Source organism: Phocaeicola sartorii JCM 17136 = DSM 21941, assembly GCF_054653615.1.
The window spans coordinates 1-22,432 of record NZ_BAAIFW010000006.1; the positions used below are offsets into that span (position 1 = coordinate 1).

The window sequence follows — 22,432 nt, forward strand, 5'->3', positions numbered from 1 at the left end:
ATGATCAGATCATATACGGCAGCAACCGTAGCGCGCGGATTGCTGGCAGCCTGTTCACCAGTCGTTTCTTCTGTTACAATAGGCACAGCCGGAGCATTCTCGTGTCCTTTATAAGTAAACTGATAAATTTGCACCAAATTTAAATAACTCCAGGCACGAGTAGCCAAGGCCTGTCCACGGTATTGCTTCAAAGCCTTATCCTCCACATCAGCTGTTGCTACTTTTAGAATGTCATTCGCCATTTTTATTTCACTGTAGAACAAATTCCAGAAGTAATAAGTATTGGTACCTGTTTCCGTTCTGTCAGTCATGCGCAGCTGAGAACGGTACCAGTTATAACCCGTATCTTCAGAAGGCATATCCATTCCGCTCGTATCATACATCATGCAGGCTGACGCAAAACCAAAATCGAAGTGAGCCGTACCACCATACCATTCTCCGATAGAATTATATTTAATCAGGTTTGAGGACAATCCTATTACATCCGCTTTCAGCTTCGAAGGGTCTTTTGACTGTATTTCATCTTTTTGATCAGAGGTGATCGTGCCTCCTTCAGGTATTTCATCCAGATCGCAGGATGTTACCATAAATGCAAAAGATGGAAGGAGATATAAATATTTATATAGTTTCATATTTCTAACTTTTAATTAAAATGTTAATTTAATACCACCAGACAATGTTCGTACAGGTGAATAAGTCATAGCATTAGCGCTGGTATATGACTGACGAGGGTCAAGTCCTTTACGTTTTGACAGCAGAGCCACATTGTCGGCTGCAAAATAAATGCGTAAATTAGACAACTGTAATTTGGTCACCCACGCCTTGGGGAATGTATAACCCAATGTAATATTAGTAAGATCCAGATAATTCGAACTGATCAAGAATCTGTCTGAAGCAGAGTTAGCATAAGTATCATTTCCATTCAAACGGGGTATATTGCTACCTTTATTGCTCTCCGACCATGAGTTCAAGATATCTTTGTGCCAGTTCTGACCGGCAGAAGCCGCACTTCCGTTGTGCATCAATGACTGGTAACCGCTATCAAACAATTTACCGCCCAACTGATAAGCACAAGAAATAGAAAAATCAAAACCGTATGCTGAAACAGTCGTACCGAAGCCACCATACACATCCGGCAACAAGTCACCTGTCTCATATCGGGTTGCTTTATTCCATTCGGTAGTGGTTTCCCGTCCTGTAACATTACCTTTTTCATCTTTCACATCCATATAATACAATGCCACACCTTCATCATTTACTCCTGCATACTTGCGATAGTAACGTTGATACATGGATTTTCCCTCTTTATAGATAGTAGAGCCGGATATCAGCTCTCCATTCAGTTCCGGAGCAAGCTCTAAGATCTTGTTTTTAACCGAAGTCGCATTCAAAAATACATTCCATTGCACGTTTTTAGTCTTGATGATGTCTGAATTCAAGTCTATTTCAATTCCGCTATTACGAATAGAACCCACATTCTTCGGATATACCGCATAGCCATTGGAAGGAGAAACCGGCATGTAATACAACATATCCGTTGTTTTACGGCTGAAATATTCTATACTACCATTCAGCAAACCCTTAAACAAGTTAAAATCAAAACCGGCATTAAAAGAATATGAAGTTTCCCATGTAATATCCGGATTTCCTTTATAGGACATATTTACCGCAAAATCTCCATTATTCTCTACCACATTATATTGATCCTGGTATGGATAATAGTTCTTGCTGCCATATACATCATTGAAAAGCAAATCATCATTACCTTGAATACCGTAGCTGACTTTAAATTTAATGAAATCAGCCCATTTCTGATTTTCCATAAATGCTTCTTTAGTCAATACCCATGCTCCACCAACAGATCCGAAGTTACCCCAGCGATTATCTTTAGCGAATCGGGAAGAAGCATCGCGACGATAAGAGGCACTAAAAATGTATCTGCCGTCATAATCGTATTGTGCACGTGCCAACCATCCTTCTGTAGAATAATTATCAGTAAAAGAACTAATAGAAGGATTTTTTATTGCATTGTCTATTTCAACAATATTCGGGTTGAATAATTTTTCTTTGCTTCCGTTTAAGTATTTATACTCATAAGTATAATTTTCATGTCCTACCAGAACGTCAATGTTATGCTTGCCAAATTCTTTAGTGTAAGACAGTAATTCCTGCTGGTTGATACCTGAGGTACGAGTCGAGCCGGCATAAACGATACCACCCACTTTTGAATATTGTCCATAGTAGGCGTTATACAAGCAGCTGTAGCGAGTATTATCCAGATCAACACCTATATTATATGTAAATTTCAATCCGTCCCAGATATTAACAGCGGCATACCAACGTCCACTGAACACATCTGCCAGGTATTGACGTTTGTCCAGTTCCATCATGGCAGCAGGATTGGAACCACTCATAAACGTACGTTTATAATTTCCTCCCACGCTTCTGTCTCCAAAGTCATATACTGTAAATCCGTTGCTGTCCACCATAATTGACTTGTCGGCATTGCGAGCGTACATGGGATAGATTGGAGCGATGTAATTAGCCACATAGAAAAGATTGGCAGAAGAAGTTCCTGCATAACTGTCCTGACTGGCCGGAGATTGCATATCATAATTTGTGTATGACATGTTCGCTCCCACCTTCAACCAACTTTTGGCTTGATAATCGGCCTTCACACGAGCTGAATAACGGGTAAATCCGGATCCGGCGATCAATCCGCTATCATCCAGATAACCAGCGGACATGTAATAATTTAATTTGTCAGTAGCACCAGATATATTAAGATTATATTCTTGACGTAAGTTTCCACTATTGAATAATTCATCATACCAATTATCCGGCTGATAGTAATATGTACCGTCCGAATATCCCAAGGTGGCTTTCGGATTCAGTTTTCCGTCCATTCCAATCATAGACTCCCCTTGAGGTACTGTATAAATTTGATAACCTACACCACCATTGTTATTAGTCGGCAGTGACTGATTGGCAAAAGCATTCGCTTCCGCAGGAGTCTTTCCATTGTATATCTGACCATTATACATAGAAAGATAAGCCTGTTCCAAATAAGTGGCCGGATTTGTCAGGACATCATAATTAGGTACAGCACGTGAATTGGATCCCCATTTTGCATCCACGTTTATCACTGCCTTCCCCATCGATCCTTTTTTGGTTGTAATCAATACAACTCCATTGGCTCCACGAGCACCATAAAGTGCATTGGATGCGGCATCTTTCAAGACTGTTGTAGATTCAATATCGGAAGTATTAATAGAAGAAAGATCTCCATCATAGGGTACCCCATCCACTACATACAACGGAGCATTTCCGGCGGCCATAGAACCAGTACCGCGCACCCGGATTTTTGCAGTAGATCCCGGTTGTCCGCCATTACTACTAGACATGACCTGCACTCCGGCTACAGCACCAGACAATGCATTGGTAATATTCGACACTTGTCTTTTCTCTATTTTTTTACTATCGACAACTGCCGCCGAACCTGTAAAAGATGATTTTTTCGCAGTACCGTATGCTACAACCATCACTTCGTCAAGTACTTCTGTATCAGACTTTAAGATTATCTGTAAATTGGATTTTATACCCACTTCCTGGGTCGCCATACCAATAAACGAAACCACCAAAGTCTTTGCGGAACTAATGTATTGTCTATTTCGTTCATTATCAATATGATAAAATTTGCACCTAATTGATTCCCCCACTGCTTAAAACCGTATTATAATGATTTTGGAAATTATTTATACCATTATTCTACCATCCCGGCCCTTCATCTTGATTAAATTTTCACCTGTCGTAACCTTTCTTTAATAGATATCGCATTCATGGATTTTTCTTCTTTGTTACCGGAATTTATAATGACGGGATGTGAAATCCAGTTGTCGGTTGGCTGTTTTGGATTCTTTAACAATTCAAAAAAATGCAGTGGCCCTTGGTACTGATTTTCTACCTGGTTGTGCAAGGAGGGGATTTTTGTTGTGTTTTATTTCCTTCAGTTTATTGCCCGGCAACCACGGCGAAGAAACGCTGTGCTTACAAGGCAATAAACTTTATCAAGGAGATGATGCGCTATTTCTTTTGGCATTTTTTCAAATCCCGTACGATTGTACTTCCCATCACCTCTCCATATATCTGTGTCGTAGCAAGATTTTTATGTCCTAACAGCTTTTGCACAGTTGTTATATTGGCGCCTTTGTATATCAATAAAGTCGCATTGGTGTGGCGGGCAGAATGGAATGAAAAGTGTTTGTTTATTCTGGCCAATTTGCCTATTCGTATCAGTTCTTTATTTACGCTTGAATTATTCTTTATTGAAAAAAACGAACTCCATTTCCCTCGGTATTTCTGCAACAGGGTTAGTGCCTTACCTTCAAACAACAGGCTTAAAGGCAATTTTACTTCCGCACCGGTTTTGACAGAGTCAAAAATCAGCCACAATTTTCCGCCCATTTTCACGACATTCTTTTCTTTCAGACTCACAAAGTCAGAATAACGTAATCCTGTATAACAGCAAAATAAAAAAGCATCAAGTGTATGTTCCAACCCCCTGTTTCTTCCTGTCAGAGAGACTTCCTCTAATTTTTTCATTTCTTCCGGCAATAAAAAAACATGTTTTCCTTCTTTCATTTTGATTTTATATCTTCTGAAGGCATAATTGTTAGGATCAATATATCCTTTATTAATTGCGGCATTAACAAAAGATTTCAAATGTTTCATGTGTTTGGCTATTGTGTTTGTTTGATATCCGGATTCATAAAGGAATTTTTCAAAATCTGTAACGAAATTATAGGTCAAGTCTTCAAACTCAATTGTCGGCTTGAACGATTGTAAAAGGGTTATTGTTGTCAAATGATTGCGCTTGGTACTGTCTTTTAACTGGGAAGAAATAATTTCTTTGCGTGCAAACCCTAAAAAAGAAGCGTCTGTATTCGATTTGAACTCTTCCTTGATGAGGCTCAAGGTTATAGTCTTTCCCTGTCTCCACAAACTTAATTCTTTTTTCTCCAATTCAATAATAAACTCATTGAGCATGCCGTTCAGTGCATCTTGATTGGGATGATCCTTGACCACCTTTCTTTTTACATCCCATTGTTCCGGCCGTAAATAAACATGCGTGGAGAAATACACTTTCTTTTTATTCAAGTAAGCCTCAACTTGAACTAAAGCTGTCCCTCTGTCATTTAAACTTTTTTTTCGATTGTAAACGAAACGATAACTGATTTTCCTCATAATTTAATTCTTTAATTGAAATACTACAATACTATAATAAGACGCAATAAAGAAAAGTAGAAAAGCGTTATCCTGCTATTTTGTTTCCATCTTTATATTAATTAGACGATTGATTAACATTTGTAGGTTAATGTATGTTTATATAATAAGTTATAATTTGAAAGTCATTTCTCTTCACGACTTAGAAAAAAGAATAAATATGAGGTTTATTTTCGTTTTTTGTGAGTTTTAAATGCCCAAAAGCATAAAAATATAGCGGTTTAGTATGTTTTTTACAATAATTTGTTTGAGATTACAATTTTATTCATACCTTTGTAATTTGTTAGAGTGAATGAATTTATATTAATGCAAAGTTAAACTTTAAGAGAGAATTTTATGAAAAGAAAATTAATGCTGTTATTGACCTGCCTTTTTGTAGGTATAGGTCTGGTAACCGCTCAGATCACGAAGGTGACAGGTACTGTTATCTCGGAGGAAGACGGATTACCCGTAGTTGGCGCCTCTATTTTGGTAAAAGGTACTACTGTAGGTACAGTTACTGACATGGATGGTAAATTTACATTATCAAACGTTCCAAGTTCCGCAAAGACTTTGGTGGTTTCGTTTATTGGGATGGCTACTCAGGAAGTGGGTATTAAACAGACTGTTCATATCGTTTTGAAATCTGATGCAGAGATGCTTGACGATGTAGTGGTTGTGGCATACGGTACTGCGAAAAAATCATCTTTTACAGGTTCAGCAGCTGCCGTTAGTGGAGAAAAAATAGCAAAAATGCAAGTTTCTTCAGTTTCTAAAGCTTTGGAAGGTGCAGCAGCTGGTGTACAAGTAATCAATACCAGCGGACAGCCTGGAGAAAATGCAAAAATAAGAATCCGTGGTATTGGATCTTTTAGTGCCTCGTCGGCTCCTTTGTATGTCGTTGATGGTATGCCTTATGATGAAGAGTCTGTTAATGCATTGAATCCTGCCGATATTGAAAGCATGTCTATATTAAAAGATGCTGCGTCTGCAGCCCTTTATGGTTCACGTGCTGCAAACGGTGTTGTGATGATTACTACCAAAAAAGGTATGGTAGACAAGTCCAAAGTTACTCTTGATGCACGCTGGGGAGTAAATACTCGTGGTGTCCCTGAATATGATATCATGAAAGATCAAAAAGAATACGTACTGACAGCTTGGAATACGTTGAAAAATCAATCTACAGGCGCGGAAGCTTCTGAAGGATTGATCGGCAGCATTGGTTACAATCCTTTTATCGGTGTAGCTAATAATGCTATGGTTTCAGCTGATGGTGTAGTTAGTTCTGCTGCTCTCCGTCATAATGACGATTGGGCTGATGCCGCATTGCATAATGGTATGCGCCAGGAATATAATTTGAGTTTGCAAGGTGGTAATGCCAAGACAACTCATTTTTTATCATTGGGATATTTGAAGGATGAAGGAATTTTAAGGCATACTGACTTCGAACGTATTTCAGCACGTGCCAACATTAATCATACTGTAAACAAATTTATTGACGTCAATGGTAATTTGGCTTATGCAAGAGCAGAAAAAAATGCAGGCCAGTCGCAAAATGCCAGTCTGACTAATTATTCTAATGCTTTTATGTTTACTCAGCAGATCGCTCCCATCTATCCTGTATATGCGTATGACGAAAACGGAAGTCGCATATATGACGAAGATGGCAACACTGTTTATGATTTTGGTGATGGTACATACAGTACACGTATGGGTGGTTTCAGCAATCAGAATATTGCAGCCAACTCTGGATTGGATGTACATCAGACATTGAATGACAACTTTAATGGTCGTGGTACTATCAATATTAATATTATTGATGGTTTAAAGGCGACCGCTAATATTGGTTATGATTTGATGAACCAGATCCGTACAGACCACATGAATCAATTGTATGGAGATGCTGCTAAAGTGAATGGTCGTACTTACAAATACAATCAACGTATTGAATCATTTACAGCAAATCAACTTTTAACCTATAACAAATCGTTCGGCCATCATAATATTGACATAATGGCGGGTCACGAATCTTATTCATATACACTGAAGTATCAGTATACTCATAAATATAATTTTTATACTATTGGGAATCCTGAGTTCAACAATGCTATAACTATGAGTGATATGGAATCATACACGCAAGAACATAGCATGGAAAGTTTCTTCGGACGTGTAAACTATGATTTTGATAACAAATATTATCTGTCTGCAAGTATTCGTTCGGATGAATCCTCCAAATTCCATCCTGACCATCGCCGTGGTACTTTTTGGTCTGTCGGAGGGTCTTGGAGATTGACCCAGGAAGAGTTTTTGAAAGATGTGGAATGGTTATCCAATCTTAAACTGAAAGCAAGTTATGGAACACAAGGTAATGATGGAATTCTTGATATAAATGGTTATGTAGTCTATCAGCCATATTTGAAACAATATTCTGTAACCAATAATAACGGAGATTTCTCTGTAGTCGAAACTTATCGTGGAAATAAAGACCTGACTTGGGAAAAAAGCAAAAACTTGAATATTGGTTTGGAAGCTGGCTTTTTTAATAACCGTTTGAAACTAGAAACTGAATACTTCTTGAAGAAGAGTTCGGACATGTTGTACAATATGCCTTATCCTATTTCTTCTGGTATTTCTTACGTTCCGATGAACTTGTTGGATATGCAGAATAAGGGTATTGAATTTACTATTTCTGCCACTCCGATTCAAACAAAAGATTTTACATGGAATCTTTCTTTTAACGGTACACACTATAGCAATAAGATATTGAATCTTCCGGAAGACAAAAGAGAGAACGGAATCATTCATGGTACCGCTTCTTTATTCCGCTTGATGGAAGGAGGCTCCATCTATGATCTTTATACCTATGAATATGCAGGTGTTAATCCGGAGACAGGTGCGGCACAATGGTATATGGATGAGAAAGATGCTAATGGCAAAGTGATCGGAAAAACTGTGACAGAAGATTATACTCAGGCAAGTAAATATGAACTGGGTTCTACTTTGCCCGACTTCCAAGGAGGTATCTCAACTGATTTTGTATACAAAGGAATCGATCTGTCTATAGCTGCAAACTTTCAAATAGGTGGAAAGATATATGACAGCATGTATTCTTCTTTCATGCATGCGGGAAGCAATATGGGCAACAACTGGCACAAGGATATCTTGGATGCCTGGACTCCGGAAAACAAAAATACAAATGTACCTATAATGGACGGTGCGCAAAATAGCAACAGTCAGTCTTCACGTTTCTTGACGAATGCATCATTCTTCAATATCCGTAATATTTCATTAGGATATACTTTCCCGAAAGAATGGATGAAAGCAATATCAGCAAGCAGTGCACGTATTTACGTATCTGCCGATAATGTAGCTTTATTCTCTAAACGTAAAGGTATGGATCCACGCCAATATGCTTATGGATATTCGGCTGCCAACTATTCTGCGATTCGTACTTTATCATTCGGCATTAATTTGAACTTTTAAAAGAATAGAATTATGAAATATACAAAATATTTAGCAATATTGGCTGCAGCACTTATGATGGGGTCTTGTAGCGATGACTTTTTGGACAAGGAGCCTTCAGAAAATGCATCAGAAGACCAAATTAAGGATTTGCTTGACAAAGATCCTACAGCTATTCAAGCATACATTACAGGATATTACAAAAATATGTTTGCTCCGGAAGCACAGCAAAGTCATGATGACTTCGGATTAAAAGCGTTTGAATTGGCTACGGACTTGATGGGGGGTGATATGGCGTATATGACTTCACACTTCTTCGTATATGATTATCTGCTTGACAACCGTGCCTCAAGTTATCGTCGTACTACCACTTACTGGCAAGAACTGTATGCTGTAATCAGTGGTGCGAATGAAGTAATCGGCGGTCTGAAAGAACAAGAGGGCAGCGGTGATGAGAGTGTTGAGAAGATGTTGGGACAAAGTTACGCCATACGTGCTTACTGCTATTTTTGGTTAATAAACATGTACCAACAACCTTATGAATGGAATAAAGATAAATTAGGTATTCCTATTTATACCGAATCTGAAACCAAATTGAATCGTATTCCTGTAGGTGAGGTCTATGAACAGATACTGAGCGATATAGACAAAGGATATAATTATTTGAAAGGAAAAGGTATATCCAAGAAAGATGAATTGAATGAATATGCAGCAGCTGCCATTTATGCAAACATCCTTTCATTTGTCAATGATTATCCCGATCAATGGAATGAAGTTGCCAAATACGCAAAATTGGCTATTGAAGGTGGGTCACTGATGAGTGAAAAAGAATTACTTTCCGGCTTTAATGACCTTTCTTTGAGCGAAGTGTTATGGGGGGCTGATATTAATGGTGAAACGAATACATTTTACGCTTCATTCATGAGTCAAGTTGATCCTTACGGTCCGGGCTATGGTGGTAGTTTAGGAAATTACAAAATGATTTCCAGTGATTTGTATGAAAAGATTTCAGACAAAGACATTCGTAAGAAATGGTTTGGAGTTGATTTTGGAGAAACAAATACTCATTATAAAGTAAGACAATATGTGCAGCGCAAATTTATTGATGTAGGTTCTACCGCACCTGGTTTTACTCCTACAGGTGATACTTTCTGCTCTGATTATATTTATTTGCGTACCGGTGAAATGTATTTTGTCGCAGCAGAAGCATTATATAGGGCAGGAAAAGAAAGTGAAGCAAAAACAATGCTGACTACGATTATGAAAACTCGTAATCCGGAATACGAAACATCCGCAACAAGTGATGCGCTTTTACAAGAAATTGAACTTCAAAAGCGTATTGAAATGTGGGGTGAAGGTCGTCGTTTGTTTGACATGAAACGTCGTCATGAAAGTTTGGATAGAACACATGCGATTAATCATAGTGCGATTGCTCCAAAGGAAGTCCCTGCCGGTAGCAAATTGTTCATTTATCAAATTCCTGATAAAGAGTTGAATGCCAATAGTGAGATTACTGATAAAAATGAATAATTACTGATAAATCTATAATAAAAAGATGTCTGGTAATAAAGGGCACTGAAATAGTTCATACTTTTCAAGCGCCCTCGGCTGAAACCTTAAAATCAAAAGTTCGCCAAGTCCATATTCACGGATTTGGCGATTTTTTTTCCGAGGGTTGAAAAGTCGATATATAGCAGTAGTGGCTTTAACGTGGCCAAAATCACTTTTTATGAAGTTTAATCAATTGGATTACAGCCAAATCGGAAGACCCTCCATTAAGATGGTCCTCTATATTATGATTTGAAGTGCCGTATCGATAATAAATTAGAGTTCAATACATTGACAATCCTCTGTTCATTAGCATGTAGGGATGCTGAGATTATCTTCATATTAAATGACTCAGCGATAAAAGCCGGTTGTTCCTTTTCTCCTTTCATCTACAGCTGAAACGCCCTGTCCATAGGCGTTCCGGCTATGAAGGGGCTCCTGTCATTGCCCTGTCAGCCTCCTTTCAGCCTGCTCTTTCACATTTTTTGTGAAGGGACAAAACGATACGGGCTGAAATGGAAGTGAGGGGAAGTGGTTTCAGCTTTAACCGGCTGATTTTCTGTGCATATTACATAAGATGACAGGATGAGGGGAAAAGGGAGCGTATCGGATTAGTGGGGGAGTAATACACGGAACAGACCAGGTCTGTAAGCTGAACAGGCTAAGTCTGTACGTTGAACAGGCTAAGTCTGTACGTTGAACAGGCTAAGTCTGTGCACTGAACAAGCTGGCGTGTTTTAAAAACGTATAGTTGTTTTTTAAAAGCCTGAAGATGTTTTCTTAAAAGTTGAAGGCGTATTTTTTAAAGCTCAAGGTGTATTTTAAAAACATAAAGGCGTATTCAACAATAACATTAGTAACGTATAAGCCCCGACATTAGTAACGTGTCAGCCCACACGTACATAAGCATCGGGGCACACATACGCAAGCATCGGCTTACACATACGTATGTATTGCGCCCTGCATCCATTGAATTTTGCCCCAAGTTGACTTATACTGAAAATGGTTGTTACTTTTCGAGGCTGGTTACTAAATACGTTGTTATTTTTAGTTACTCCTTACTAAACAGGTTGTCTATTTTCGCTTTTTCCAACTAACGAAGTTGTTATACACGAAAACAATGGACAATCCTAATTGTTTTCAGTTCTCGGTAAAAGTCAATAGGGTTCGATACCCTATTGACTTTTGTGGGACAATGGCATAAACCGTCATGTCTCCAGTTCTCGGTGTTACAAATATACCATTTATTTGTCATCTGCCCTCTTTTTCCCTTCTTTTTTCCACATGCACTTTCCCGGCACCTCTCCATAGTATACATCCATCGGTTTCTTCATTCCGATACTCATATGCGGTCGTCCGTTGTTATAGAAGTCTATCATCTGGGCAATCTGCTGTCTTGCGTCATCCTCATCCTTGAACAGGGACATGCCATATATCCATTCACATTTCAATATCCCGTTCATCCGTTCGGCTACCGCATTGTCGGTCGGTTTGTAGCTTTCAGTCATGCTTATGCGTATGTGATGTCCGGTTAGGACATTGACATACGCATCACAGGCGTACTGGGAACCACGGTCAGAGTGGTGGATTGTACCGCAGAGGTTGCCGCCGCCGCTTTCCGATATTGCCTGTTCAAGTGCCTGTATCGTATAATCGGCCTGGAGTCCGGGGGCGAGCACCCATCCCAGGACGGCATGCGAATATGTGTCCGTAATGAGATGTAGGTAACATACCCCTCCTTCAATCCAGATATAAGTGATATCGCTCACCCAAATATGGTTCGGGTATTGTGCCGTTATGCCTTTGGTCAGATTCGGATATTTCTTGTACAGATGGTTGGAATCCGTCGTATGCCGCGGCTTTTTGGGAGGCAGCATGAGATGACGGGAACGAAGCAGGTTGAGAAAGGTATCCCGACCGCCAATCAACCCACTGCCATAAACAGAACGGAGTTCGTTATAGAGCTTCAGACCACCGATTCCGGGGGCCTTGGAACGGTAATATTGGACAAAGGAAAGCATGGTGTCTTGTATCTGTCTGCGTGAAACAAGCGTCTTCTTTTTTTTGTAATAGGCCTGGGGAGTCATGCCAAACAGTCCGCAAAGAGTTTTCACGCTAATGCGGGGAAACTCTTTGCGAAGCCCTGTCACTGCCTGGCACCATCTTTTTTTAAGATGGAAATACCCTCTTCTTTTTCTGTCAGCTCAATCAATTTCTGAAAGGCGCGGGAACGCAATTTCTCCGTTTCCAAAGCCTTCTTAAGACGCAAATTCTCTTCCTCCAGAATTTGTTCTCTTGATTTAGAATCATTCTTCATTTGACCTTGTGATATTGGTTCGGAAGACAAAGATAGTAATTCCGAATCAATTGGATAGCACTTCTGCCAACGGCTAATATAAGTATTACTCGTTAGCCCCCATTTTTTCGCAGTAGAATTCTTTGACAAACCACTTGCATAATAATCTCTGAGAACTTCTAATTTGAAACTCTCAGAATAATTCTTACGATGAAATTTAGACATAATATTTCTTTTTTTATGCCTCTTTTTAAGTGTCAACCTATACCAGTGTAAGACAAATCTTGCAGCAAGCTCCATTGAATCATGCACCAAGTCCCATCGGATCTTGCCCCAAGTTTCATCGAATCCTGCACCAAGTTCCATACCCTATTACCCGCCCCTCTTGACAAACGCCTTTTTATGTTGTATATTTGTAGTTTGCCAAACTAAAAAAAGTAACCTATGAATGTATTCGCCACTCTCAAAACAGTCTTCTTCGGAAGCAAATTCCTGTCAAGCCCTGTTCCCACCGAGGGAACATTGCGCCGTGATCTCGTATCCGCCCTCAACGGAGTGATGCCGCTTTGCCGCACTATCCCCGGTGTGCGTCTGGCACTGGATATCCGCGAGGGGCAGCTGGCTCTGGTACTGAACTGGACTCCGCGCACCGACGGGAAGGCACCCACGGGCAGTTACCACTACATCGTGTCAGGCGAAGACGGAGTGAGAGAAGTGACCGGATCACAGGTGCTCCTCGCTGAAAACGGCAAGGACAACCTGCCGGAAAATGTGGACGTTTCCCACAAACGGCCGGCAGCCTCAACCGAAAAAGCAAAGGAACATTCCGCCCATACGAAAGACGTTCAAAAGAAAACGGAACAAGCACCCTCGGAAGATACCGGCAGGAAGGCGAAATCACGTACCCTGATGCAGGAGGTGACCGCTTTCCTCACCTCCCGCTACCGTTTCCGCTTCAATGTCCTTACCGAGGAAACCGAGGTGGCAAACATAGAAAACATAACAGACATAGCAAACGACATTCCCGACACCCACCTGCGCTACACCAAGGTGGACGAGCGATGGATGAACTCGCTCAGTATGGAAGCCATCGAAACAGGCATAGACTGCTGGGACAGGGACATCCAACGCTTTGTGCGCTCGCGCCGCATCAGCGAATACCATCCCTTCACCGCCTACTTTGAGCACCTCCCCGAATGGGACGGAACGGACCGGGTATCCGCACTCGCCCGCCGGGTGTCCGAAGACCCGGTATGGGTGAACGGTTTCCACCGCTGGATGCTGGGGCTCTCCGCCCAATGGATGCAGCTTAATCCGGATAATAACCGCGCCAACAGTGTGGCCCCCCTGCTGGTGAGCAGCCGTCAGGGACTGGGGAAAAGTACGTTCTGCCGCCTGCTGATGCCCGATACGCTGAAAGCCTACTACACGGAAAGTTACGACCTCAGCTCCCCGGCATCCGCCGAAGCCAGACTGGCCGCCTACGGCCTGATCAACCTGGATGAGTTTGACAAACTAGGCGCATCCAAAATGCCCTTGCTGAAGAACCTGATGCAGGCCTCCGCACTGAACATCCGCAAGGCCTACAAACGCAGTGCATCGGCACTTCCCCGCATCGCCTCGTTCATCGGCACCAGCAACCGGGAGGACCTGCTGGTGGACCGTACCGGCTCACGACGCTTCCTCTGTGTCAGCCTGGAACACGCCATAGACTGCGCCACGCCCGTAGAGCACAAGCAGCTGTACGCCCAGCTCAAGGCGGAGCTTCTGTCCGGTGAGCGAAGCTGGTTCAACAAGGAAGAGGAACAAGCCATGCAGCAGCACAACGCACTGTTCTACAAGCACATACCCGAAGAGGAAGTATTCCGCCTCTGCTTCCGTTTTGCCACCGAAGAGGACCATCCGCAGGAAGTGCTGACCCTTTCCGCCACCCAGTTGTTCGAGCGCATGAAAGCCGCCCATCCTTCGGTCATGAGGGGCATGACCGCCTACAGCCTGAGCCGTATCCTGCCCCAGCTGGGCGAACGGGTGCATACCGCCAAGGGGAATGTGTACCGCGTGGTGGCATGTTAAACATTTAAGCCATATACGAATTTTATAAAGGTTAATTTAGTGAAATGATATCAACACAATCTCATTTTATGGTAGAATTATGGTAGAAATAACTTGTAGGTTATGGCGTTATAACCCCGTGGAGTGTATGTTGGCATAATATGATAGAGTTGATAATTATTTGATAATCAGCGTACTATATATTTTTCTAGTTCCGCAAAGACTTTGCTCGTTTCTTTCATCGGTATGGCTACTCAGGAGGTGAGTATCAAAGCCAATTTACAGATATCTTTAAAATCTGACACAGAGGTACTTGACGAAGTAATGGTTGTGGCATACGGCACAGCCAAAAAAGCCTCATTTACCGGGTCTGCTTCTGTTATGAAAGCAGGGGAGATCAGTACACAGAAAGAATCTTTGGTGAAATCACTGGAAGGCAAAGTCGCCGGAGTGCGTGTAGGCGGTTCTACCGGCGATCCCGGTTCGGATCAAAAGATTCTCATTCGCGGTATTGGTTCAATCAACGGATCCACACAGCCTTTATATGTTGTAGATGGAGTTCCGGTTGTGAACGATGACATGAGTTCCGGTCTGAAATCTCAATCTGTATTATCTTCCATCAACCCCGACGACATTGCCAGCATGACGATCTTGAAAGATGCGGCGGCAGCTTCATTGTACGGCTCTCGTGCCGCCAATGGCGTTGTCATCATTACAACCAAACAAGGCAAAGAGGGAAAGACCCGCGTCAGCTATGACATGGAAACAGGCTGGACCAGCATGGCTGTCCGCAACCAATATAAAATGATGGATGCCAAAGATACAAAAGACTATTACTGGCATGCCATTAAAAACTATTTTATAGAATATGCCGGCATGGATGAAGCGACAGCAGCCTCAGCAGCCAATGAGGAAGTGCCCGGCTGGTTCTATAACTATAACAGCGACACCAATACCGACTGGAAAAAGGAAGTGTACAAAAACGGACTGAATACCAATCATCAGGTTGCTATCAACGGTGGTAATGAAAAGACCCGTTTTTATACCAGCTTTGGATACAACAAAGTAAAAGGTATAGTAAAAGGCAGTGAGTTCGAACGCTATAGCGGTCGTTTGAACCTGGATCATAAAGTAACAAACTGGCTTAGAGTTTCGGCCAAACAAATGATTTCGTTCTCTTCAACTGAAGGATTCCGTGACCAAAACGATCAGTCACAAGGCTTTGGAACAACTTCTCCATTGTCCATCATGTTTTCTATGGACCCTACAGCGCCTGTAAAACTGGAAGACGGCTCGTATAATCCAAACGCTTCTTTCAGCTCTAAAATTTCCAACCCGAATCTGATGTTAGGACAAAAGACAGGACCAAGAGCTGAAACGGTAGCTTCGGACTTGATGCGTAGTATGACTAACTTTGAAGCAGAAGTAACACTTCCTTATAATTTCACAGCCCGCACTGTATTGGGATATGACTACATGAATAACAAAGAACGGGAATTCTGGGCACCGGAAAGTGTGAATGGAGAATCATTAGGTGGTCTGGGTACACGCTATGATTACACCAACAAGACGCTCACTTCTTCCACAACCCTGAACTATCACAACTCATTTGACAGACACAATGTAAATGCATTGGTCGGATATGAAGTGGAAGACCGGTCTTTGAACTATCTGTACGCAAGCGCAAAATCGTATGCTACTGACAAATTGCCCGATTTGGCCAACGGACAAAGCTACTCGACTTCAAGCAATGTATATGAGGCCGCGATCATGTCCTATTTCGGCAATATCAACTATGACTTCGACAATAAATACTATTTGTCGGCCAGTTTCCGCCGGGACGGTTCTTCACGTCTGGCAGCAGACAACCGTTGGGCAAACTTCTGGTCTGTATCCGGAGCATGGCGACTGAGCGGCGAAAGCTTCTTGCAGGACAACCCATTGTTCACAGACTTGAAATTGCGCGTTTCTTACGGTACTAACGGTAACCTGCCGGGTGACTATTTCGGCTACATGGATACTTATTCCACCAACGGAGGTTACGGAAGCAGTCCGGCCATTTATTGGGGAAATGCCGGAAACACAAAGCTGGGCTGGGAAAAATCTCAGAACTTCAACGTGGGTGTGGACTGGAATCTGTACAACCGCGTAAACCTGACAGTTGAGTATTATTCCAAACTGACCACAGACTTGCTGTTCCAGACACCGACATCCTATGTGACCGGTTTCTCAAGCCAATGGCAGAATCTGGGTAAAATGAAGAACCAAGGTGTTGAGTTTACCATCAGCTCTCAAAACGTGGTTACAGAAAACTTCACATGGACTACCGACTTGAACTTGACCCGCCAAAGCATTAAAATTAAGGAATTGCCCGACGGAGCAGACGTTCAATATGGTGACGGTAATATGTATTTGCTTCGCGAAGGTGAATCCATGCATACATTCTACCTGCCCGAATATATCGGAGTGAACTCTGAAACCGGTTTGGGAGAATTCTGGATTGACCCGGACGATCATTCCAAAGGCGTTACCAACTATTACAGCAAAGCTGGAAAAGGTATTGTAGGAAAGGCTGTCCCCGACTGGATGGGTGGTATGACCAACCGATTTACTTATAAGAATTTCGACTTGTCATTCATGATTTCATTCCAGACAGGCGCAAGTCTGTTTGACTATCCCGGATACTTCCTTACCTACAGTGACGGTGTACATGTGGGCAGTTTCAACATGACCGCTGATGTAGCAGGAAATTACTGGACTAAACCGGGCGACAAAGTGGACAATCCCAAACCTATCTATAACAATCCTTATCGTTCAGACCGATTCTCTTCCAGAACCGTACGTTCCACCGACAATATCCGTATGCGCGACATCACCTTTGGTTATAAGATTCCTGTTTCAAAGAAATACATCAATAACCTGAGAGTTTATTTCAAGGCAACCAACCCGTTCTTGATTTATTGTGCTACAAAGGACATAGATCCGGATGTGGATATCAACGGATACCGTCAGACAGACACTCCTCCCACCAAAGCGTTTATGTTTGGATTGAATTTCGAATTATAATTTAAAGGAATAACAAAATGAAAAATATATATTTAATTATAGGATTGGCTGCCGGAATCTCATTCTCTTCCTGCAGTGATTTTCTAGACAAAGCTCCAGGATCGGCCCTCCCGTCTGAAGGAGCTATTACTTCCGTGTTCGATTTGCAGAACGCTGTAAACGGTGTCGGTTATATCGTTTCGGAAGGCAGAATGACTTATAGCGCCGAGTTTGGAATCTATGCAGACTTGATGTCCGGCAATTTTAAAGTAATCAGAGACTACGGACAATCAAGCCCCATATCTTATTATGCTATGACTAAAAACGACGCATTGCCCGACTATGGTTATTATTACTATTACAAGGCTTTGGCCAATGCGAACAAGGCATTGAGCTATCTGGACAATGTAACCGGTGATGAAACTCAGATCAAGAATCTGCACGGGCAATTATTGGCATGGAGAGGACTGCTTCACTTTGATTTGGCAAGAATGTTCTGCCATATCCCGACGACGGTATCCAATCTTGATGAAGCCAACTCCGGTCTGGTATTGTCAACCGAGGCGTTCGAAGCCGATTACAAAGGAAGCCGTTCTACTTTGAAGCAGACTTATGACCAGATTATCCAGGACTTGACGGATGCCCTGCCCCTGTTGTCTAAATCCAAGAGCACCGGTTATCTCAATTATTACGGTGCCTTGGCATTAAGAGCACGCGCTTACCTATATTACGGCAAGAACGATCTGGCTTTAGCTGATGCAAAAGCAATTATCGAAAGCGGCGCATACAATTTGTATTCTAGAGCCGAATACCCCAATGTATGGGTACAGGAAGGCACGGCCGAATCAATATTCGAGCTGTTGATTACAGATAATTACAATGCGCAACGTAATTCATTGGGATATTATACAGACGCCACTGGTTATCCGGAATGCGGTTTCAATACAGACAGCGAATTGTTCAAGTATCTAAAAAACAATTCTCAAGACATTCGCAGCACCTTGATCAAAGATCAGACCGCGGCTTCTTACAAAACTTCCGCAGGATATTATCCAGCCAAATATCCGGGCCGTAATGGCAGCATTTACGTGAACAATCCTAAAATCATCCGTTTGTCCGAGATCTATCTGATCGCTGCAGAAGCCGCTTATCATTTATCGGGAGGGGATGCTGCCGCAATTTACCTGAATACGATCCGAAAAAACCGTATCGAAGGTTATGAAGATGTAAGCAGTGTGACATTGGAGGATATTCTTTTTGAGTATGAAAAAGAGTTGTTTGCCGAGAATCAGACCACATTCGCATATTGGAGAAACAAGAAAAGTGTCACTCCGGCCATGATTACAGATGTGATCAATTACAATGATTATCGGACTATCATGCCTATTCCTCAACGCGAAATAGACTTGAACAGTGCTTTAATTCAAAATCCTCAATATTGATAGAGGCAACATGAAGTGACCTTGAAAAGTCAGACAATTCAAACAGTTTCCTGTTATATAGAAAGAGTCCGGTATCACGCCGGACTCTTTCATTTTCTGCACACTCCATCTATTCATCCTCCACCTCCATGAAGGCTTCGGAATTTCCCTGTTGATGCAGCATGAAAAATTCCGCCGCATATCCTTTTCATGTATGATTATAGAAAGGATTCCACTTCCTTCCAGTCCTTCATATCGAAACTCGGCCTGAAAGGTAAAGAGGCCTCTTTCTTTATATTATAATAAATAGAACCCATCCCCACATTCTCCGCCCCTGCTACATCATTCTTCCAGTTATCGCCTATCATCAAAGAAGTTTTCAATTCCGACTGGGTAGCCGACATGGCAAAATAAAAGATTTCCGGATAAGGCTTCAGCACTCCTATGTCTTCAGACAGAATAATCTTCTTGAAATATTCTCCCACTCCCGCTGAACGCATCTTCTGTTCCTGCAATTCCCGGAAGCCATTGGAAAGGATGTACAAATCATATCTGGAAGCCAGATACTCCAACGCCTCGCGTGCATGGGGCATCAGTTTCTTCTTATAAATAATATCAGCAAAGAAGTTTTCAGAATAGGCTTTTACCAATGCTTTATCATCCACACCCACTTGCAGCAGGGGATAAGAGAAACGTTGAATGTTCAACTCCTCCTTGGTTATTTTACGGTTTCCGTACTCCTCCCATAACGTCACATTCCGCGCTTCATAAATCTCATAGAAATGTTCAAAAGAACGAAAATAACGGTCGAAATGATACTTATCATACATATCTTGAAAGGTATCACGGGCATTTTCGGAAAAAGCCCACACCGTATCATCCAAGTCAATGAATATACTTTTGTACATACACAAATAAACAGATTAAAAAAGGGTTGTATCCACTCATGGCACAACCCTTTCACAAAACAATCATTCAATATCTCTTATTTCACCTGAATAACAAGATAGCGTGACACGCTCCAGAATTCAGTAGGATTCGTAATCTTCAAAGTCAGCTGGCCTTTCGCATCCTTCACCAGTTCGTATGAGCCAGCCGGATGAGTGGTCAACAATTCAGCACGTTTGGAATACAACTTGATTTCCTTGTCGGTACGGATGTCAATCTGAGTGAAATAATCCTTGTTGAAGTCCGCACTTTTCAGTACATCCCCTTTTTCAAGAATCTTCTGGTCCTTCAATTCAGATTTTGTTCCAAAAACAAACCAAGCAGCATTCAGTGCCTTATCCTGGCTGGCTACAGTAGCTGCTTTCGCTTCATTTTCAGCAGTCAGTTCACTTACATTCTGGTTCAAACCGGCCACAGCATCATCCAGTTCAGCGATACGGATGTTCTTTGAAGCCAATTCAGCCTGCAGTGTTTCAATCTGCTGCTGCTTAGCCTCCAGTTCCTTAGTCAGGTTGGCAATGGCTTTCTTCAACTGAGCGGAATTGTACTGGCTGTTCTTCAACTGTTTTTCCAGTTTCGCGATTTGCTCACGGTTTGCCTGCAATTTCTCACTGATGAAACGGATATCTTCTTTTATCTTGTCAGCATTGTTCTCACGGATAGAGCCACTCTGCAAGTCCACACGGTTTTCAGCCTCGTTTATCAGACGGAAACCTTCCTGCACTTCATTGAACGCACCCATGATATCATCTAATTCAGCATTTCTGTTTGACAGTTCCACCATCAAAGAGTCATTTTGAGCCTTCAAGGCATCTTTCTGAGCTCCATTACCGCATGAGGTCAATAAAGCTACAGATAACAGCGATAAAAATACTAGTTTTTTCATTTGCTTTACTTTTTAAGTTTATTCATTTTTAGTCCTCTTTCCCACCAAGTATAATTACGATTTCACCTCGCGGCTCGTTTTGAGTGAAATGCGCTATAACTTCAGTTAATGTGCCCCGAACACTTTCTTCGTGAATTTTCGAAATCTCACGACATACGGAAACAGGCCTTCCGGCACCGAAAAACTCGGCAAATTGAGTTAAGGTTTTCACTAAACGGTAGGGTGATTCATAAAATATCATCGTCCGCTTTTCTTCTTGCAAAGAAGTCAGGCGGGTTACTCTTCCCTTTTTTTGTGGCAGGAATCCTTCAAAGCAAAAACGCTCGTCAGGCAGACCCGACGCCACCAGCGCGGGTACAAAAGCGGTAGCTCCAGGCAGGCATTGCACTTCAATGTCATTCTTCACACACTCGCGCACGATCAAAAATCCGGGATCAGAAATACCAGGAGTTCCGGCATCAGATATTAAAGCAACGGTTTCGCCCGCTTTGATACGATTCACAATACCTTCCACTGTTTTATGCTCATTAAACTTATGATGAGACTGCATGGCGTTCTTAATTTCAAAATGCTTCAAAAGAATGCCCGAAGTACGTGTGTCTTCGGCCAATATCAAATCGGCCTCTTTCAACACACGGATGGCACGGAAAGTCATATCTTCCAAATTTCCTACAGGAGTAGGTACGACATACAGTTTTCCCATAAAACAAACACATTCTGTTATAACGGAACAAATGTAGAAAGAAATTACATGCATAAAGTTAATTGCCCCCATTATTTAACAGATGTTGCACTTTAGTTTAACATTATATCTTTTATTAATAAATTTCCGAGTGAAAATAGTCCTTTTTCAAGGTACAAGTCGTACATTTGTACCCAGAATTAATCTATATTGTTATATCGAAATTATGGTAGTTTTTTCAGAAGACCACATCCAGGAAACGCGTAGAAGAGGAAGAATAGAGGTAATATGCGGTTCGATGTTCTCAGGCAAGACCGAGGAACTGATCCGTCGTTTAAAAAGAGCAAAGTTTGCCCGTCAACGGGTTGAAATATTCAAACCGGCCATGGACACACGCTATTCGGAAGAAGAAGTCGTATCACATGACAGCAATTCCATTGCATCCACTCCCATCGACTCTTCCGCCAGCATCTTGCTTTTCTCATCAGACAAAGACGTGGTGGGAATAGACGAGGCCCAATTCTTTGATGAAGGTCTGGTTGATGTTTGCAATCAGTTGGCTGACAATGGCATACGAGTCATCGTAGCCGGATTGGACATGGATTTTAAAAGGATTCCTTTTGGTCCTATTCCTGCCCTGCTGGCTATTGCGGACGAAGTAACCAAAGTCCACGCCATTTGTGTGAAATGTGGAAATCTGGCATACGCCACCCACCGGATCACCAAAAGCGAAAAGCGGGTTTTATTGGGCGAAAAGGCAGACTACGAGCCACTTTGCCGGGCCTGCTATATGGAAGCTTTGAAAGAGGAAAGTGAAAATAAATAAC

At 41.9% G+C, this 22,432-nt stretch carries 14 protein-coding genes; 6 read left to right on the plus strand and 8 right to left on the minus strand.

The annotated features are described in order from the left end of the window. From ACYQ0C_RS17155 to ACYQ0C_RS17165, 3 genes are all read right to left on the minus strand, one after another. Window positions 1-632 (minus strand): RagB/SusD family nutrient uptake outer membrane protein (locus ACYQ0C_RS17155; RefSeq protein WP_459976821.1); only part of this gene is annotated, 632 nt, incomplete at its 3' end. A 15-nt stretch (window positions 633-647) separates the two neighbouring features. Continuing rightward, window positions 648-3,659 carry a SusC/RagA family TonB-linked outer membrane protein gene (locus ACYQ0C_RS17160; protein ID WP_459976799.1) on the minus strand — a complete coding sequence of 1,004 codons (3,012 nt, stop codon included), beginning with the start codon at window positions 3,657-3,659 and terminating at the stop codon, window positions 648-650. 424 nt (window positions 3,660-4,083) lie between these two features. After that, window positions 4,084-5,244 (minus strand): site-specific integrase, encoded by a 1,161-nt coding sequence (locus ACYQ0C_RS17165; protein WP_135952806.1) that lies wholly within the window; start codon window positions 5,242-5,244, stop codon window positions 4,084-4,086. A gap of 375 nt (window positions 5,245-5,619) precedes the next feature. Here ACYQ0C_RS17165 and ACYQ0C_RS17170 point away from each other — a divergent pair, with 375 nt between their 5' ends. After that, window positions 5,620-8,748, plus strand: coding sequence for a SusC/RagA family TonB-linked outer membrane protein (locus tag ACYQ0C_RS17170; RefSeq protein WP_459976822.1), 3,129 nt, complete (start codon window positions 5,620-5,622; stop codon window positions 8,746-8,748). Between the two features lie 12 nt (window positions 8,749-8,760). Next, the gene (locus ACYQ0C_RS17175) at window positions 8,761-10,257 is read left to right on the plus strand and encodes a RagB/SusD family nutrient uptake outer membrane protein (protein WP_025077303.1); all 1,497 of its coding nucleotides are present in this window, start codon (window positions 8,761-8,763) and stop codon (window positions 10,255-10,257) included. A 1,262-nt stretch (window positions 10,258-11,519) separates the two neighbouring features. On the opposite strand, the gene ACYQ0C_RS17180 is transcribed toward ACYQ0C_RS17175, so the two are convergent. Next, entirely contained in the window at window positions 11,520-12,425 is a 906-nt protein-coding gene (locus ACYQ0C_RS17180) for an IS3 family transposase (RefSeq protein WP_016274975.1), read from the minus strand. Next, window positions 12,422-12,937: a hypothetical protein gene (locus ACYQ0C_RS17185; RefSeq protein WP_244964557.1), complete on the minus strand. Its 516-nt coding sequence runs from the start codon at window positions 12,935-12,937 to the stop codon at window positions 12,422-12,424. The genes ACYQ0C_RS17180 and ACYQ0C_RS17185 overlap by 4 nt, the downstream gene beginning before the upstream one ends. Before the next feature lie 78 nt (window positions 12,938-13,015). Between ACYQ0C_RS17185 and ACYQ0C_RS17190 the strand changes: the two genes are divergently transcribed. The 3 genes from ACYQ0C_RS17190 (at window position 13,016) to ACYQ0C_RS17200 (ending at window position 19,110) form a co-directional block, all read left to right on the plus strand. After that, window positions 13,016-14,644 (plus strand): VapE domain-containing protein, encoded by a 1,629-nt coding sequence (locus tag ACYQ0C_RS17190; protein WP_016275383.1) that lies wholly within the window; start codon window positions 13,016-13,018, stop codon window positions 14,642-14,644. Between the two features lie 225 nt (window positions 14,645-14,869). Beyond that, on the plus strand, window positions 14,870-17,689 hold the full coding sequence (locus tag ACYQ0C_RS17195) for a SusC/RagA family TonB-linked outer membrane protein (protein WP_025076649.1): 2,820 nt from the start codon (window positions 14,870-14,872) through the stop codon (window positions 17,687-17,689). A gap of 17 nt (window positions 17,690-17,706) precedes the next feature. After that, window positions 17,707-19,110 (plus strand): RagB/SusD family nutrient uptake outer membrane protein, encoded by a 1,404-nt coding sequence (locus ACYQ0C_RS17200; RefSeq protein ID WP_016278648.1) that lies wholly within the window; start codon window positions 17,707-17,709, stop codon window positions 19,108-19,110. A gap of 197 nt (window positions 19,111-19,307) precedes the next feature. On the opposite strand, the gene ACYQ0C_RS17205 is transcribed toward ACYQ0C_RS17200, so the two are convergent. From ACYQ0C_RS17205 to rsmI, 3 genes are all read right to left on the minus strand, one after another. Then, on the minus strand, window positions 19,308-19,997 hold the full coding sequence (locus ACYQ0C_RS17205; protein WP_016278649.1) for a YjjG family noncanonical pyrimidine nucleotidase: 690 nt from the start codon (window positions 19,995-19,997) through the stop codon (window positions 19,308-19,310). Window positions 19,998-20,074: 77 nt separating this feature from the next. Continuing rightward, a complete protein-coding gene (locus ACYQ0C_RS17210; protein WP_016278650.1) occupies window positions 20,075-20,923 on the minus strand; it encodes a Cbp1 family collagen-binding glycoprotein adhesin in 849 nt (282 codons plus the stop codon). A gap of 28 nt (window positions 20,924-20,951) precedes the next feature. Next, the gene (gene rsmI / locus ACYQ0C_RS17215) at window positions 20,952-21,626 is read right to left on the minus strand and encodes a 16S rRNA (cytidine(1402)-2'-O)-methyltransferase (RefSeq protein ID WP_025017882.1); all 675 of its coding nucleotides are present in this window, start codon (window positions 21,624-21,626) and stop codon (window positions 20,952-20,954) included. A gap of 205 nt (window positions 21,627-21,831) precedes the next feature. Here rsmI and ACYQ0C_RS17220 point away from each other — a divergent pair, with 205 nt between their 5' ends. Next, entirely contained in the window at window positions 21,832-22,431 is a 600-nt protein-coding gene (locus ACYQ0C_RS17220) for a thymidine kinase (RefSeq protein WP_025017881.1), read from the plus strand. The last annotated feature ends 1 nt before the right edge of the window (window position 22,432 follow it).